The sequence below is a fragment of the Bacillus sp. ISL-47 genome, from assembly GCF_018613175.1.
Lineage (GTDB): Bacteria > Bacillota > Bacilli > Bacillales > Cytobacillaceae > Cytobacillus.
Genome location: NZ_JAGGQS010000011.1, coordinates 1 through 15,378, shown reverse-complemented (window position 1 = coordinate 15,378; position 15,378 = coordinate 1). Strand labels below are relative to the sequence as shown.

The window sequence follows — 15,378 nt, the reverse complement described above, 5'->3', positions numbered from 1 at the left end:
CTGTACATTAGACTTCCGAAACGGAAAAAAAGTTTTATCTATTTAATTTTCTTTTTAACTAAGGCTGTTTTCGCAAAGATTGTTGCTTACATACTGGTTTTAATTACTGAGTTGATTGAAGCGGAAGGCACTTGACTCCTGCGGGAAGAGAGGGAGCGGGAGACCCCGCAGGCGTGAAACGCCGAGGAGGCTCCAGTTCCTCCCCGCGGAAAGCAAGTGACTGGAGCGGAAATCAACGGGCAAGCTTTATAGTCCAAAAACAACAATCTATACGAAAAGAGCCTTAACTAAAGACTATATTAAAACTCGTTGTTGATTTTGACACCCTGTTGATTGGAGCGGATGGCGTGAGTGCGCCGAGAGCGTCAGACCGCCCGCTGTCCGCTGGGCTCCCGGAGCGGAAATCAACAGGCACAAAGCCTATTAAAAAAAGGCCTGCCCCATAACAGACAGACCTTTTTGCTTAACTAAGCTTCTGCCTCTGCCAGTTCTTCAGGCAGTTTTTTCTTTTTCAGCAGCTGCTTTAGTTCTCTTTTATATTTTCTTTTTGTGAGGATATACAGAAAATCCCCCTGCTCAATAGTCGTGTTTCCTGTTGGTGTAATAAGCTGATCTTTACGGATAATAGCATTGACAAGGGCACCTTCAGGGAAAGGAATCTCCAGGAGCGTATGCCCAATAATGACGGCATCTTCTTCTATTTCATATTCAATCATTTCCGCATCTGCCTTGCCGAGGGAAACAAGCTCAAGAGAGTGCATAGGCGTTGCTTTTTCAGGGCCTGAAAGACCCAGCTTTTCAGCAAGAATAGTGATCGTCGATCCCTGGACAAGGGCGCTGGTCAGGACGACGAAAAAGACAACATTGAAAATGACATGGCTTCCTTCCACACCCGATAGCAGCGGAAAAGTGGCAAGTACGATTGGTACTGCTCCTTTCAGTCCGGCCCATGATAGAAAAATTAATTCTTTATGCGTGTAGCCCATTTTAATCGTAGACAGGTAGACTGCTGCCGGCCGGGCAACAAAAATTAGAAGAGCAGAAATGGCAAGGCCTTTTAATAATATGTCCGCATGAAAGAGCTCATCGGGAAAAACCAGCAGCCCCAAAATGACGAACATCGAAATTTGCATCATCCATGCAAAGCCTTCGGTAAAGCGAAAAACGGAATGACGGTAAGCAATATCGGTATTTCCGATGATAATTCCGGCAACATACACAGCCAGCAGCCCGCTTCCCCCGAAAAAAGCAGTAATGCCATATGTCAGCATCGCAAAGCCGGTTGCGAATACAGGATAAAGTCCGCTGGAATCCAAATTAATGCGATTAAGTGCGAATACAGCCAATTTACCAAAAAGCAGCCCGAGCAGCAACCCGACGCCCATCTGGATAAAGAATGAACCTATGAGAGAAAACATACTTGATTCCGGAATTGTAATGAGTTCGATCATGGCAACAGTCAGGAACACAGCCATTGGATCATTGGAGCCTGACTCAGCCTCCAGTGTTGCAGCAATTCTTGGCTTAATATTTTGGCCTTTTAATACGGCGAAAACGGCAGCAGCATCTGTTGAACCGACAATTGCGCCAAACAGAAGGGCAACCACCCAATCCACCCCGAGAATGAACTTGGCAGCGACTGCAACGAGCCCTGTAGTGATAAGAACTCCAAGGGTTGCCAATGATAAAGAAGGGGCAACAACAGTCCTTACAGTTTTCCAATTTGTCTGCAGCCCTCCCTCAAACAAAATAATAATAAAAGCAAGTACGCCAATCATCTGTGCAAGTCTGGCATTATCAAAATAAATGAAATGACCCAAAGCCATTCCGACAGCAATAAAGAGAACAAGGGCCGGCACTCCAAGGCGGGCGGAAAACTTCGTTGTCAGAACACCGATTATAAAGAGAATGGCAGCTAATAATATAAGTGCATCAGTTTGCCAAATAATCTCAGCCAATTTAATCACCTTCTTTCTATAAATTCACATCAAGAACAATGGGAACGGAATGGCGGTCAGAAATGCCGAGATAAGCCAGGGTTTCTGCAGGCGAGGATTGCTGCAGCCTTTTTTGAATCAGCGAGATCGCAATTCCCTTTCGATAAGCATGTAAGGCAAACGTCTTTCGTAGGGTATGAGTGCCAACGGGGCCTTCTATTTCAGCTTCTTTAGCAGCTTCATTTAAAATGCGGTAGGCCTGCTGGCGCGTAATCGGCGCATTGGCCTTTCTGGATTTAAATAAATAATCATCTGATGTAAGAAATCCTTCTTCAATCCAGTTTAGGATGGATTGACGGACATTTGGGTTTAAATAAACAGGCGGATTATTGTATGGAGTAGAGGAAAGAAAGGGAAGAACATGATTGTTCTCATCGAGCACATCCTTGACCAGGAGGTTCAGAAGGTCATGAATGCGTACACCGGTGTTTATGCCAAATAGGAATAAACAGTAGTCCCGGGAAGACCTGTGCTCCAGATATTTTTTCATCACTTCCAGCTTGTCAATATCTTTTATTGCTTCAACAGTCTTCATTTGATCACCCTATAATGTAACATAAGTTTATTATACACTATATTATGTAACATTACATTTCATATGCACTTTGAAAATGCACAAAAAAAAAGAATCTGCCCCGAGGCAAATCCTTTATATCGATTTGAATAGATGGATCATTCCTTCTTCCTGTAAATATTCCTTATATCCGCAGCTTTTATAAAGTGTAACAGCGCTACTCCAGGACAAATGAGTTTCAAGGACGATTTTTTTATAACCTTCTGCTTGTGCCTGGCTCTCCAGTACTTGCACCATCGTTCTGGCAATTCCCCTATTCCGGAATGCTGTTTTCACCGACATTCGCTGAAGCCTGCATATGTCCCCGCTCTCTTTTGTCAGCGCACCTGTGCAAACCATTTCCTCCCCTATAAATCCAATCAGAAAAAGGCTTCCTTCCAGACTATAGGTTTTCGTAATATTATTTAAATCAGGATTTAAGGAGTGGTCGATGAATCCGAAGCGCTCAAGGAACCCTTCCAGAATTAACTGTTTCGCTGCAGCTTCATATTTCTTTGTAATTTTAAAGGTCTTTAACTCTGCTTTAATCATGAGGACCTCTCCTATTTAACTCGTCAGCCAGATTGGCAATGGCCTTTCTCACTTCCGACACGTTTTCACCATGGTTCATATGGTTTCTTGCATGCAGGAGCACCGGCCTTACCGATTCGACCGAACGCCCAAACTGATCCATCCATTCATATCGCGGAACCATCCATGTATGAAAATGGTGAGTGGTATCCTCATTATAAAAATAGTAAACATGTTCAATCCCCAAAACTTCTCTCTGTGATTTGCGGATTTTTGATAAAAGATTGATATACTCTGCTCTTTCCGTTTCGGTCAGTTCATCGAGGCATTTGATGTGTCTTTTGGAAGCCAGAATGACGAGCCCCTTCACAGGATAAGCAACATCCTGGTGTGCATGAAAGTTCTCTGATTCAAAGATCGTTCCGCCATCCGGCTCTATCATTCCGCTGGTAATAGCACAGCTCAGGCATTCCACTTCAATTGTCTTTCCATTTGCAAGCGTAATCGTTTTCATAGATTCTCCTGTTTTTTCCTTTTATGATAAAATATAGACGGTGAAAAGAAAATCCTTTTTTACAAATCTATAAGCCTCAAGTCTTAGCTGAAATTAAATCTGCGGCTCAATGTGCTCAGCTGAGGATTTTCATAAAATAAAGATAAGAAATCTAATGAATGAAAGCAGGGATTATGTTGAAAAGGATTTTTATGATTTTTATCATCCTGGTCGGCTCTTATCTATTGTTTACTGGTGTCACTAGCTGGATGACCTTCGGAGGCAGCGCAACAGAAGCTTCCATTAACGATCGAACGGACTTGATCAGCATCGATGTTTCCGGTTCAGATACTGTGATTATTCCGGAAAAGCGCAGCGATGTTAGAGCCCAGCTTGACGGCAAAGGGAAAGTAACGGTTAATAAATCCGGAAATGAAGTTCATGTGGAATACAAACGTAAATGGCTTGATGGCTTCAATTTTTTAACAATAAGAGCAACTTGAAGATCTATATTCCGGAAGATTACAGCAGGTCCATGTCGATTAATATTGGTTCTGGGCGTTTGGATTTTGCAGGTGAATCTAAGAGCGAACCATTCGAGCTTGAAAAACTGGATGTCGATATGAGTTCCGGAAAAGTCAGCCTTTCAAATATTAAAGCGAATGAATTTGAGCATGAAGGTTCCTCAGGGATGATGGATGCCGATCATCTGATTACCCGCAGCGGTGAAATTGACATGAGTTCGGGAAGAGTAAAAGTCCAAAACTACCAGGGAAAATTGGATGCGGAGGTTTCTTCTGGTCAGCTTGATATTATGATGGAAAAACTAACCGATTCCGTAAATGTGGAAGCAAGCTCGGGCTTCGTTCGCCTTGATTTGCCTGATGACGCTGACTTTACACTAAAAGGGAAAGCGAGCAGCGGACATATCAGCAGCAGCTTTTCGCTAGACGAGGAAAATCGGGATAAGAATGACATTTCCGGCAAGCACGGAACAGGTGAACATGATATTAATGTGTCCGTATCGAGCGGGAAAGCGGAAATTAAATAAAAATTGGAAAGGCCGGGAAACCGGCTTTTTTTGATGTGCTTTAGGATGGTTAACCACGGTCTTCATTGGGAAATAACCTTATAACTGATATTTTGATAAACGAAACTTTCAAAAGGAGGGAATTTTTTGAGGATAGCGATTTTATTGGCTATGGTACTGCTCACGGGGTGTTCAGCGCCTTCCGGAAACACGGGGCAGGAAACTGAAAAAGAGTCTGTTGAGCAAGAGAACGGCAAGGTCCTGATTGATGCTCCCCATTATTTGCAAAAGCCTGAGCTGGAAAGAGGCTGCGAAGTCACCAGCCTGGCCATGCTTTTAAATAATGCGGGAGTGGAAACGGATAAAATGACACTATCAGAGGAAATTAATCGGGTCCCTTTTGAAGAGGACGGCTACAAAGGAAACATCCATGAAGGCTTTGTAGGCAACATGCGAACATTGGATGAACCCGGACTTGGAGCCTACCACGAACCTGTGGCAGAACTCGCTGAAAACTACCTGCCGGGAAAAATTAAAGATCTGACAGGCAGTGATTTTGATAAAATCATCGAACAGCTTGATGATGGGCGCCCTGTATGGGTCATTATTACAAGCACCTATGACGTCTTGCCTGAATCGGAATGGGAAACCTGGGAAACAAAAGATGGCCCGATAAAAGTCACTTACAGAATGCACGCCGTTTTAGTCACTGGCTATGATGATGAACATATTTATGCAAACGACCCGCTTAAAGAGAAAAACACCCAATACCCAAAGAATGAGTTCATTGCCGGCTGGGAGCAGATTGGAAAACAGGCGATTACGTATGTGGATTAAGGAAAGGATTCCGGGAGGGAAAACCTTCGGCTGGGGATAACTTTAGGGAATGAAGAATGATCGATTATTATGTTGTGGATACTTTTCGAAAAAGAAGCTAATGCGGTGAATTATCCACTAGGTGTGGATAATTTTAATTGAAAACACCTTGTATTGTGGATGACTTCAGAAAAATAAAAAAAGTCAGTGAATTTTTTATCCACAATTAGAAAGAATCCTTCGGTTTGAATTCCCTTAGCCTAATTTGGTGGATAAGCTGTGCATAAAATAGATAAGATCGCTTTTGCAAGTGAACACATTCTTATGTGGTGGATTAGTTGTGTAAAGTTAGATTATTAGATCCGATTCTTATTTAAAAAGACAATTATCCTCAAGCCGAGGATGCTTGTGCATAATAATGATAAAAGATCCTCATTTTAGGGATCTTTTATCACTATGCGAAAGCTTCGGACAGCAGCCTGTAGGAATTCAGCTTGTCCTGAAAATCATAAATATTGGTGATGACCATGAATTCATTTGTTTGATATATTTCACTGAGCAGCTGCAATTCTTCTTTCACCTTTGCAGGCGTACCGATGATCATCCGTTTGCGATTTTCCGCGGCTTTTGCTTTTTCCTCTGGTGTCAGAGTGATGCTTTTTGCCTCTGAGGGTGCGATAATCCTCGTGTCCCTCCCCTTTTCTACCGCCAGCAGCCACATGTCCTGGCTTAATGCCAGCTCTTCCGCCCTTTCCTGTGTTTCGGCACATACAACAAAAATGCACACATTTGCCTTCGGTTTTGATAGCCCAGCTGAGGGCCGGAATTGACTCATGTACGTATCCATGGCCCTTTTTCCGTTGGCAGGAGTTATGAAATGGCCGTATGTAAATGCGGTTCCATACTCGGCAGCCAGCCGTGCACCCCGATGCGTTATACCCAGCATCCAAATTTGGGCTGGATCAGCCACCTGTGGAATAGCTTCAACAGTCTGATAAGGATGCCCCTCTGGCAGTTTCTTGTATAAAAAAAACTGGAGATCCTTTACCTGCCTCGGAAATTCGTTCAGGCTTTTTCTTACTCCATCAGTCAGCGCGAGCCGGGTTGATGCAGAACCTCCGGGTGAACGGCCTACACCAAGGTCGATCCTGCCAGGAAATAGAGTTTCTAGCATATTAAAATTTTCGGCAATTTTATAAGGGCTATATTGAGGCAGCAGAACTCCTCCTGAGCCAACACGGATATGGCGGGTGCTTGACGCAATATGGGAGATCAGGACTTCTGGAGAGGAACCTGCTATGCCATTGGAGTTATGGTGTTCGGCTACCCAGAACCGGGTGTAGCCAAGCTCTTCCGCGGTCTGGGCAAGCTTTACTGTTTTGCGGAGAGCATCACCGGCAGATTCCCCTTTCGTGATGACTGATTGATCCAGTACGCTAAGCTTCATGGGGCAGCCCTCCTTTTTGTGAAAATGATCTTACCATACGGAGGGCGCTTTTCTCAAATATTCAATTTGAGCAGGCGGTTTATTAGGAATTTTACATTCTTTTTGGTAGTATATGAATGATTTTTTTAAGAGGAGGAAAAAAGATGCATACATTAAAAGGCAAAACAGCACTGATTACCGGAGCTGGCAGAGGAATCGGGCGTGCAACCGCTATCGCGCTTGCAAAAGAAGGTGTCAACATCGGATTGCTGGGGCGCACAATGGAGAACCTTGAAAAAGTGGCAGATGAACTAAGCCAGTATGATGTGAATGTTTCTGCTGCTGCAGCTGATGTTGCCGATCTTGAAGCTGTAACACATGCTGTTGAGCATATTAAATCGGATCTCGGTTCTGTGGATATCCTGATCAACAACGCGGGCATAGCCAAATTCGGCGGCTTCCTGGAACTTTCACCTGAGGAATGGGACAGCATTATCCAAGTTAATTTAATGGGTGTGTATAATGCTACAAGAGCAGTTCTGCCTGATATGATTGAGCAGAAGTCCGGGGATATTATCAACATTGCATCCACAGCAGGCCAAAAAGGCGCCCCAGTCACAAGTGCATACAGTGCATCCAAGTTTGCGGTTCTAGGATTGACGGAATCGCTAATGCTTGAAGTGAGAAAGCATAATATCCGTGTAAGCGCACTGACTCCAAGCACAGTTGCAACTGACCTTGCGATTGAAACAAACCTGACTGACGGCAATCCTGAAAAAGTAATGCAGCCGGAAGACCTTGCAGAATTTATCGTGGCACAGCTGAAATTAAATCCGCGTGTGTTTGTAAAAACTGCTGGCATGTGGTCGACAAATCCATAAATGTTAATGGCAGATCCGGTATGGGTCTGCTTTTTTTAGAGGATATAGCGTTTGCCTTTGTTTTTGCCGGTGGACTCTTTGGCGGCGGAGCGGAGGAGTCCCCAAAAAGAGGCTACCCAACAAGGATAGCCTCTTCCCTCTTTAATTAGCGCTTCTTTTAAACGGCCACCAGTTTGCCTGGCCAAAGTTTTTGACCATGACCGGGATGAAGAGCGGCAGCATGACCAGGGCGTAGAGCATGAGTCCGATGAGGACAATGGATGCGATTTGTAATAGTGATAGCATTCCGGATGGCATCATCGCAGCGAATGTTCCTCCGAGGATGACGGCGGCCGAGATGATGACGGTACCCATCTTTTTCATGGATAGCAGCATGGCGTCTGCTATGGATAAATCGCGATATTCGTTAAAGCGGTCCATTAAGAAGATGCTGTAGTCCACGCCGAGTGCAACTAAAATAACAAACGCGAAGAATGGAACCGCCCAGCTGATGCCTGAGTATCCGAGAAGGTTCACAAAAATGGCCTCATTCATCGCCATGCTTGTATAGTAGGTCAAGATCAGTGAACCAATTAGATAGATTGGCATAATAATAGATCTGAATAGGAACACAAGGATAATGGAAATACCTAGCAGCATCAGCACAACTGTACGGGAATAATCCTGGTCTGACATTGTGCTTAAATCGGCATTCGTACTTGTAATACCGCCGACTGCCACAATGGCATTTTCAAGTTTTGTTCCTTTTGCTGCCCTTTCAACCGCTTCTCTTATTTCATCAATCTGGCCAATTGCTTCATTGGAATAAGGATTGGCTTCCAGCACAACGTCTATTGTCATCACTTTGCGGTCTTCAGACATGTACGCATCGAATACTTGTGCAAACTCTTTATCTTCAAGAACTTCTGGCGGCAAATAGAATCCGTCCATACTTTCCGAGCTTGATAGTCCTGCCAAGTACTCCTGTGCTGAGCCCAGGCCTTCTGATACCTGCTCCAGGCCATCTGCACTCTGGCCAAGTCCATCTGTCAGCTGGGTGATTTGCCCGCCCAGGTCACCAAAGCCTGCAAGCAGCTGTTCCTGACCTCCATTAATTCCAGCCAAACCGTTTGTCAGCTGCGGGAAGCTATTGACGATTTGTCCCTGACCGTCGGCAAGCTGGTCAAGACCTGCCTGCTGTGCATCGATTCCATCGATTAGTTTTTGCAGGCCAGCAGCTAATTCTTTTTGGCCGCCTAGTGCTTTTTCAAAGTTTGTATTAGCTATTTCCAAGCCAGCCTGCAGCTGGGATAATCCTTTGTTGGCTTCAGTAATTCCTTCAGAAACCTTGGGCAGCTGCTGCTGAAGACCTGCTACCTGGCCTTTGATTCCTTGATATTGCTGATCTTGTGCCAATTCAGGATATTGGCCCTCAACATAGTTAAACAATGCTGCATTAGCCTGTTCAATGCCTGCAGATAGCTCATTCAAGTTGTTTTGAATTTGTTCGTACCCGCCAATTAAGTTAGGAATGTTTTCTTCCGCAGATTCATATCCAGCTAAAAGCTGCTGGTAGCCTGCAAGGAGTTCCTCCGCTCCTGCCTTCGTTTTAGCCAATCCGGCTTTCAATTCCTCTGAACCTGCAGATCCCTGGCGAATACCGTTTTCAATTTTAGCAAGATTGGTTTGGATCTCGCCTAATCCGAACTTGATTTCATTTGTACCGGATATTAAGTCATTGATTCCTTTAGTGGCACCTTTCAGTTCAGGCTCCGATTTGGCCAGTTCACTGCTCGCTTCATTCAAGCCGTCCGAAATCTTATTCAGGCCGTCTTTTCCTTCTCCTAGACCTTCTTCAAGAGTTTCAGCTTGCTTGGCAACAAAAAAGTCTTCAATTGGCTCACCAGTCGGTCTTGTGACAGAGCGGACTGTATCAACTAAGTCTACTTTTTCGACTTCCCGGCTTATCTTTTCAGCCAGGCCTACATATTCTGCTGAATCCATAGCCTCGTCATTTTTCAAAACGATTTGCGTCGGCATGGATTCTCCTGGGCCAAAGCTATCGGCAATGGCATTAAAAGCTTTGATGGAGTTAACATCTCCGCCAATTTCCTCCAGTGAGTTGTAAGATAATTCTCCGTCATATGTCACCAGGAACGGTACGCAAACAGCAGCCACGATAAGCAAGGCCAGAAATGGACGTGCCAGTGAGAAGCGTCCGACTGTACCCCAAAGCTTACTCTCGCCATGCTCAGCACTCTTTTTCGATGGCCAGAATACCTTCTGACCTAATACAGCCATAAAGAATGGCACAATCGTAAACAGCGCAATAAGAAGAATCGCTACCCCAATTGCCACAGCTGCCGCGGATTGATAAAGAATAAATTGCGAAAAGCCTATCGCAGCAAAACCAATCATAACCGCTACGCCACTGAAAAAGACGGTGCGCCCCGCATTGCGGTATGTCGCGACAATCGCATCAGCTGTGCTTTCGTTATATGAAAGCTCTTCTTTAAAACGGCTCAGCAGCAGGATGCAATAGTCTGTTCCGATTCCGAACAAAATTGCAACTAGAAAAATCTGTGTGTAGTTTGAGATCGGAAAATCCAATTTATCAACTAAAAAAGCAACAATAGACTGTGAAGCAAGATACGTAAAACCTACTGTCAATAACGGGATGACCGGGGCAATTACGGATCTGAATACCAGCAGCAAAACAACCAAAATAAAGACGACTGTAATCCCTTCAGTCTTTTTTAGCCCTTCCTGGGAACTCGTCATCAAGTCCTCATTTATCAGCCACTCGCTCGTATAATAATAATCTACTTTTACATCATCGATAGCTGAATATAACTCTTTCCTCAGCTCAGCTGCCTCGCGGTCATCCCAGCTGACACTGACAGAAGCCAGAATCGATTTACCATCCTCCGAAACGAGCTGTTCTTTCAAGCTTTCTTCGTTAAAATGAGTCAGGATTTCAGTAATGCCAAGCTCGTCCCTTTTTTCTTCAAGCGTGCGGATGGCTTTTTCCGCTTCGTTTATTTCTGCATCAGTCAGCTTTTTATCATGATGAAAAACAAGCGCAACCTGGGTCTCATCCCCGCCGCCTTCCTGCTTTTGCACTTCTTCCATAATCTCTCCGGCAAGGGTCGAAGAATACTCTTCAGGAACGGTGATCTGCCCCTTTTCACGGACGAGATCTGCCATGTTCGGTGCTGCCAGAAACAAACCGGCAACTATGGCAATCCAGGCAATAATGACAAGCAATTTTCTTTTAATAATTGTATGCACTCTTTATTCCCCCGCTTTATGATCTGTGCTTTCTAATAAGACTTTGTTCAGTTTTTCAAAGGTTTCAATAAACTGCTGGATTTCAGTCTGGTCAAATCTCGTAATCAGTGATTCTACAAGCTTATGGATTTTTTCTTCTGCCTCAGCATACAGCTCATTGCCTTTTTCAGTCAGAGTCAAATACACAACCCTGCGGTCATTTTCATCGCGCGTCCGCTGGATCAGTCCCTTCTCCCACATCCGCGTAATCATCGCGGTAATCGCACTCTTTTTCACATCAAATACTTCCGCAAGCTCGGACGAAGTACAGGAACCCACCTGATTTATGTACCTAAGCGTATAATGCTGATCATTGGTAAGATCACTGCCAATCTGATCCTTTACAAGAGAAGCTGCCTTTTTTTCCACAGAAAAAGAAACAGCTATATACCGGTCGACCAACTCCTTAATATTTGGCACACTCACTTATATATTCACCTCACACCTAAATTATTCTATTGTTTAACTGTTCAATTATTTAACTATTAATGTAGTTAACTTTAATGGATGGAGGGGTAGTTGTCAATCCTTATAAACCTTTCCAACTCTAAAAACAAAAAAGACCCCAACACTGGAGCCTCTCCCTTTAAAAATCGATCTTAATCTTCTCTGCATCCTCAATCTTTTTCCCTTCAGCATTGAAGACGTCACTCGTCGTAATTTCGATATCTTTCAAATTGGATTTTTCTATAATAAAGCCGATGTTGCCGGCCTTCGTTTCGTTTGGTCTTATTTCTTCATTTAATCCATCAAGATAAATATCATTTTCCCAGGTGACTTTTTCTCCTTCGCTTGTTTCCATAATAGCCACAGGGGCAAAGTTTACTTTTTCATCGGATGTGTTTTTGATTTCTGCAAAGACTTTGACAAAGTCGAATTCTTCGTCATGTGTCAGGGTATGAAAGTAGTCCACTAAGCTGTAATCTGGTTTTAAATGCATGACTTTTGCTTCGGTAATTTTCAATTCAATCGGACCCATGTTATAGGTTCCATTTTCATTTTTAACTTTTTTTAAAGTTATTTCGCCTTTTTCATCCAGGTGAGTCTGCCCAGCTTTATACAGCTGGCGGTCATCCGGAACCTGTGGGTTGGGTGCATAGTTTTTCATGGCTTCATTCTCAACCTTAGCTTCGGCGCTGGCATCTGCAGGCTGTTCGGGCGTACTGGAGCAGCCAAATAAAACGATAGATAAGAGAGCAATCATTGTGATAAGTTTTTTCATGATGATCCCCCTTCAGTTGTTTGTAAAAAAGTTCCCGCTGCTCTATGAAAGCAGCGGGAGATTAAGATTTATTTATCTTCAACCTTTACATTGGTCTTCAATAATTCAAAAATCAGTTTAGCTTGGTCAGTATTTTCAAGTTGTCCCGCAAATCGTTCGCTTGAAGGTCCAAATGCGTAAACAGGTACGTCTTCACCAGTATGGCCGCCTGTTGTCCAGCCAGTATGGGAGCGCTCGTTGAAAATTTCTTCAATAGCGTTATCAATATCTGTTACCTTTTTCGTTTCGGCAGCTTTTTTAACAGATTTGATTTCTTCAGCTGTCAGATCAAGCTCAATATATTGCTTCAAAGTATCCTCTACACTTGCACCATTGGCCATTTCCTGAGCCATAAAGTCTGGTGTGCGCTTAGCAGCTTTAATCGGCTCGCTGAACCAGTTGTAAACCCCGTCAGAACCGATCGAGTAGCCGCCAGTTGAGTGGTCGGCAGTTGCAACAACAAGAGTATGCTTGTCCTTTTTCGCAAACTCGATCGCTGCTTTGAATGCTTTTTCGAAGTCTTCCATATCGCTCATAGCTGAAACGATATCATTATCATGACCCGCCCAGTCGATTTGGCTTCCTTCTACCATTAAGAAGAAACCGTCCTTATCCTTGTTCAATCGCTCGATTGCAGAAGCAGTCATATCTTCGAGTGAAGGAACATCCTCTTTGCGGTCAATCATTTTAGGAAGGCCGCGGTCTGCAAATAAACCAAGAACCTGCTCGTTTTGATCCGCCAGCAGTTCCTTGCGGTCTGTTACATAGCTGAATCCATCTTTCTTAAACTCTTCTGTAATGTTTCTGTCTTTGCGGATGAATAAATCGGTTCCGCCGCCAAGAAGAACATCAACCTTATGCTCGCCGTTGATAAGCTCATCATAGTAATCATCAGCAATGGCGTTCATATTTTTGCGGCTTTCGTCATGTGCACCGAATGAAGCAGGAGTCGCATGTGTGATTTCAGAAGTGGCCACAAGTCCTGTCGCTTTTCCTTGCTCTTTCGCTGCTTCTAAAACGGTTTTCACTTCAGAGCCATCATTATCTACTGCAATCGCATTGTTATAAGTTTTAATCCCTGCAGACATGGCTGTTGCTGCAGAGGCGGAGTCTGTTACATTTTGTTCCGGATCTTCCGGGTAAGTCATTTGCTGGCCGACCAGATATTTATCCAGCTCCGTACGCTCAACAAATTTTGTGCTAGGGTCGTCTTTCAAATAGCGGTATGCAGACGTATAAGATACGCCCATTCCATCTCCGATCAGGAAAATAACATTCTTGATCTCTCTATTATTTGATTGTCCCTTTGCTTCTGTTTGCTGAACGGTACCCATTAGTCCGCCAAACGCAACGGCAGAAGCAGCAAGGACCGGAAGTGCTTTTTTTGTGAACTTCTTAAATGTCATTCTTTAGAACCTCCCTGTTAGTAACTTACAAGTAAAAGTATAGGGACATAGTGTAAATGAGAGATTAATAGAATGTAAAAATCCTATAACACTTATGTAAAGATCCAGTTCTTTGTCTTGGCTGTGTTAAAGCTAAATGTTGAATTTAGCACCCTGTTGATTGGAGTGGAAGGCACGAGACTCCAGCGGGAGAAGCTGGTCAAAGGGAGACCCCACAGGCGCAAGGCGCCGAGGAGGCTCCCGGACCGCCCGCGTTCGCTGAGTGCCTGGAGCGGAAATCAACAGACAAGTTTAACAGAGCCTTTACTTTGCTTTATTAAAATTTTTTATGTAAAATCCATAAAAACAGACGTTAATGATAAAGGAGCGATTTTTAATGAAAGTATTGGCCCTGCTTGGAAGTACAAGAGAAAATGGCAACTCTGAGTACTTAGCCAAAAAGATTGTCGAAGGTACCAACCATACCCTTGTTAAACTGGCAGATATGCATATAGAGCCGATTGTTGATAAAAGGCATGCCGAGGAAGGCTTCTCACCTGTTGACGACGATTATGAAAAATTAATACAGCACATGCTGTCGCATGATGTCTTTGTGTTTGCCACACCTTTATATTGGTATGGCATGAGCGGCCCGATGAAGGACTTCTTTGATCGCTGGTCACAGTATTTAAGAGATGAGCGATTCAATCTTAAAGAAGAACTGGCAAAGAAAAAAGCATATGTCGTGATCACTGGAGGAAACAGCGCCAAAGTGAAGGGCTTGCCGCTTGTCCAGCAATTTCAATACATATTTGACTTTGTCGGGATGGAGTTTGCTGACTATATCATTGGAAGCGGAGTTAAACCGGGAGAGGTCAAGGAAGATACCCTTGCTTTGGCAAAAGCGGGACAGTGGAATCAGTTATTTTTAAAATAATGCCGTCTAAAGGACCGTCTAGCTGTACGGTCCCTTTTTTCTGAGAAAAGCAGCCAGCATGCCTCCATATAAAAGATGACCTGACAGCCAGAAAATAATGGCTGCAGCAGATGTCATCTCAGGGGTGCGGTCGGATAAGGCCGTCGTTGGATAAAGCAGCAGGCCGATAATGATAGATATGGATACACTGCGAAAAATAATCTGCTTTCCGGTCCATTGAAATTTTTCTATTAGATGAAAGAGGATGACAGCCAAGAGGACTGAAATGATTAAATGGAATAAGAATTCCACAATTTCAGGGAAACGATAGCTATTTAGGATCGGGATGTAATCTACGTTGAGGAGCAGTGTATATACTTTTATTCGGGTAATAGACTCAATGACTTTAAAGAATAGGCCGAGAAAGATGCCTGAGATAAGGCCTGCGGTGATTCCTGTAGAAATATTTCGGCTCACGTTGTTCGTCCCTCCTTAAAAAGGATTCTGATTTAACACCATTATATAATTACATTTTATTTGGAGACAGTTTAAGTCGGTTGTTTACAACTTCAACCACTTTAAATTAAAATAAAATAGAACACACATTCCCTTTTGGGAGGGGGTTAAAACATGAATAATTGGGAGGCAGCATATATTGCAGGGATAATAGACGGAGAAGGAACAATCACTTTAACCAGAATGCATGCCAGTGAGCATCGAAGGCCATGCATTACCATTGCATCAACCGATATGGAACTATTAGCATTCCTGTAGTGCGTT

The 15,378-nt window shown here is 43.7% G+C and carries 16 protein-coding genes; 6 read left to right on the top strand and 10 right to left on the bottom strand.

Going from position 1 to position 15,378, the window contains the following annotated elements; genetic code table 11:
• Positions 1-467: 467 nt before the first annotated feature.
• The 4 genes from J7I93_RS04740 to J7I93_RS04725 all read right to left on the bottom strand — a co-directional run bounded on the left by J7I93_RS04740 (position 468) and on the right by J7I93_RS04725 (position 3,595).
• A complete protein-coding gene (locus J7I93_RS04740) occupies positions 468-1,958 on the bottom strand; it encodes a potassium/proton antiporter (protein WP_214723831.1) in 1,491 nt (496 codons plus the stop codon).
• Positions 1,959-1,974: 16 nt separating this feature from the next.
• Entirely contained in the window at positions 1,975-2,532 is a 558-nt protein-coding gene (locus J7I93_RS04735) for a tyrosine-type recombinase/integrase (RefSeq protein ID WP_214723829.1), read from the bottom strand.
• Positions 2,533-2,646: 114 nt separating this feature from the next.
• Entirely contained in the window at positions 2,647-3,102 is a 456-nt protein-coding gene (locus J7I93_RS04730; protein WP_214723827.1) for a GNAT family N-acetyltransferase, read from the bottom strand.
• Positions 3,095-3,595 carry an HIT family protein gene (locus tag J7I93_RS04725; protein ID WP_214723825.1) on the bottom strand — a complete coding sequence of 167 codons (501 nt, stop codon included), beginning with the start codon at positions 3,593-3,595 and terminating at the stop codon, positions 3,095-3,097. Before J7I93_RS04725 ends, J7I93_RS04730 begins: the two co-directional genes overlap by 8 nt.
• Before the next feature lie 173 nt (positions 3,596-3,768).
• On the opposite strand from J7I93_RS04725, the gene J7I93_RS25110 reads away from it, so the two are divergent.
• The 3 genes from J7I93_RS25110 to J7I93_RS04715 all read left to right on the top strand — a co-directional run bounded on the left by J7I93_RS25110 (position 3,769) and on the right by J7I93_RS04715 (position 5,441).
• Positions 3,769-4,077, top strand: coding sequence for a hypothetical protein (locus J7I93_RS25110; RefSeq protein ID WP_251025729.1), 309 nt, complete (start codon positions 3,769-3,771; stop codon positions 4,075-4,077).
• A complete protein-coding gene (locus J7I93_RS25105; protein WP_214988822.1) occupies positions 4,074-4,625 on the top strand; it encodes a DUF4097 family beta strand repeat-containing protein in 552 nt (183 codons plus the stop codon). The genes J7I93_RS25110 and J7I93_RS25105 overlap by 4 nt, the downstream gene beginning before the upstream one ends.
• Positions 4,626-4,751: 126 nt before the next feature.
• Positions 4,752-5,441 carry a C39 family peptidase gene (locus J7I93_RS04715; protein WP_214723823.1) on the top strand — a complete coding sequence of 230 codons (690 nt, stop codon included), beginning with the start codon at positions 4,752-4,754 and terminating at the stop codon, positions 5,439-5,441.
• A gap of 433 nt (positions 5,442-5,874) precedes the next feature.
• On the opposite strand, the gene J7I93_RS04710 is transcribed toward J7I93_RS04715, so the two are convergent.
• The gene (locus J7I93_RS04710) at positions 5,875-6,867 is read right to left on the bottom strand and encodes an LLM class flavin-dependent oxidoreductase (protein ID WP_214723821.1); all 993 of its coding nucleotides are present in this window, start codon (positions 6,865-6,867) and stop codon (positions 5,875-5,877) included.
• A gap of 143 nt (positions 6,868-7,010) precedes the next feature.
• On the opposite strand from J7I93_RS04710, the gene J7I93_RS04705 reads away from it, so the two are divergent.
• Positions 7,011-7,727, top strand: coding sequence for a 3-ketoacyl-ACP reductase (locus tag J7I93_RS04705; protein WP_214723819.1), 717 nt, complete (start codon positions 7,011-7,013; stop codon positions 7,725-7,727).
• A 141-nt stretch (positions 7,728-7,868) separates the two neighbouring features.
• Here the strand turns inward: J7I93_RS04705 and J7I93_RS04700 are convergent, their stop codons facing one another.
• The 4 genes from J7I93_RS04700 to J7I93_RS04685 all read right to left on the bottom strand — a co-directional run bounded on the left by J7I93_RS04700 (position 7,869) and on the right by J7I93_RS04685 (position 13,703).
• Complete coding sequence (locus J7I93_RS04700; RefSeq protein ID WP_214723817.1) at positions 7,869-10,997, bottom strand: MMPL family transporter; 3,129 nt, start codon at positions 10,995-10,997, stop codon at positions 7,869-7,871.
• A 3-nt stretch (positions 10,998-11,000) separates the two neighbouring features.
• Entirely contained in the window at positions 11,001-11,462 is a 462-nt protein-coding gene (locus J7I93_RS04695; RefSeq protein WP_214723815.1) for a MarR family winged helix-turn-helix transcriptional regulator, read from the bottom strand.
• Positions 11,463-11,622: 160 nt separating this feature from the next.
• Positions 11,623-12,258, bottom strand: coding sequence for a DUF4352 domain-containing protein (locus tag J7I93_RS04690; protein ID WP_214723813.1), 636 nt, complete (start codon positions 12,256-12,258; stop codon positions 11,623-11,625).
• Between the two features lie 68 nt (positions 12,259-12,326).
• Positions 12,327-13,703: an alkaline phosphatase gene (locus J7I93_RS04685; RefSeq protein WP_214723811.1), complete on the bottom strand. Its 1,377-nt coding sequence runs from the start codon at positions 13,701-13,703 to the stop codon at positions 12,327-12,329.
• A gap of 376 nt (positions 13,704-14,079) precedes the next feature.
• On the opposite strand from J7I93_RS04685, the gene J7I93_RS04680 reads away from it, so the two are divergent.
• Positions 14,080-14,619, top strand: a complete 540-nt coding sequence (locus J7I93_RS04680) for a flavodoxin family protein (protein ID WP_214723809.1) — start codon at positions 14,080-14,082, stop codon at positions 14,617-14,619.
• 18 nt (positions 14,620-14,637) lie between these two features.
• Here J7I93_RS04680 and J7I93_RS04675 read toward each other — a convergent pair whose 3' ends face one another.
• A complete protein-coding gene (locus J7I93_RS04675) occupies positions 14,638-15,075 on the bottom strand; it encodes a hypothetical protein (RefSeq protein ID WP_214723807.1) in 438 nt (145 codons plus the stop codon).
• 153 nt (positions 15,076-15,228) lie between these two features.
• Here J7I93_RS04675 and J7I93_RS04670 point away from each other — a divergent pair, with 153 nt between their 5' ends.
• Complete coding sequence (locus J7I93_RS04670; RefSeq protein ID WP_214723805.1) at positions 15,229-15,372, top strand: LAGLIDADG family homing endonuclease; 144 nt, start codon at positions 15,229-15,231, stop codon at positions 15,370-15,372.
• Positions 15,373-15,378 lie beyond the last annotated feature (6 nt).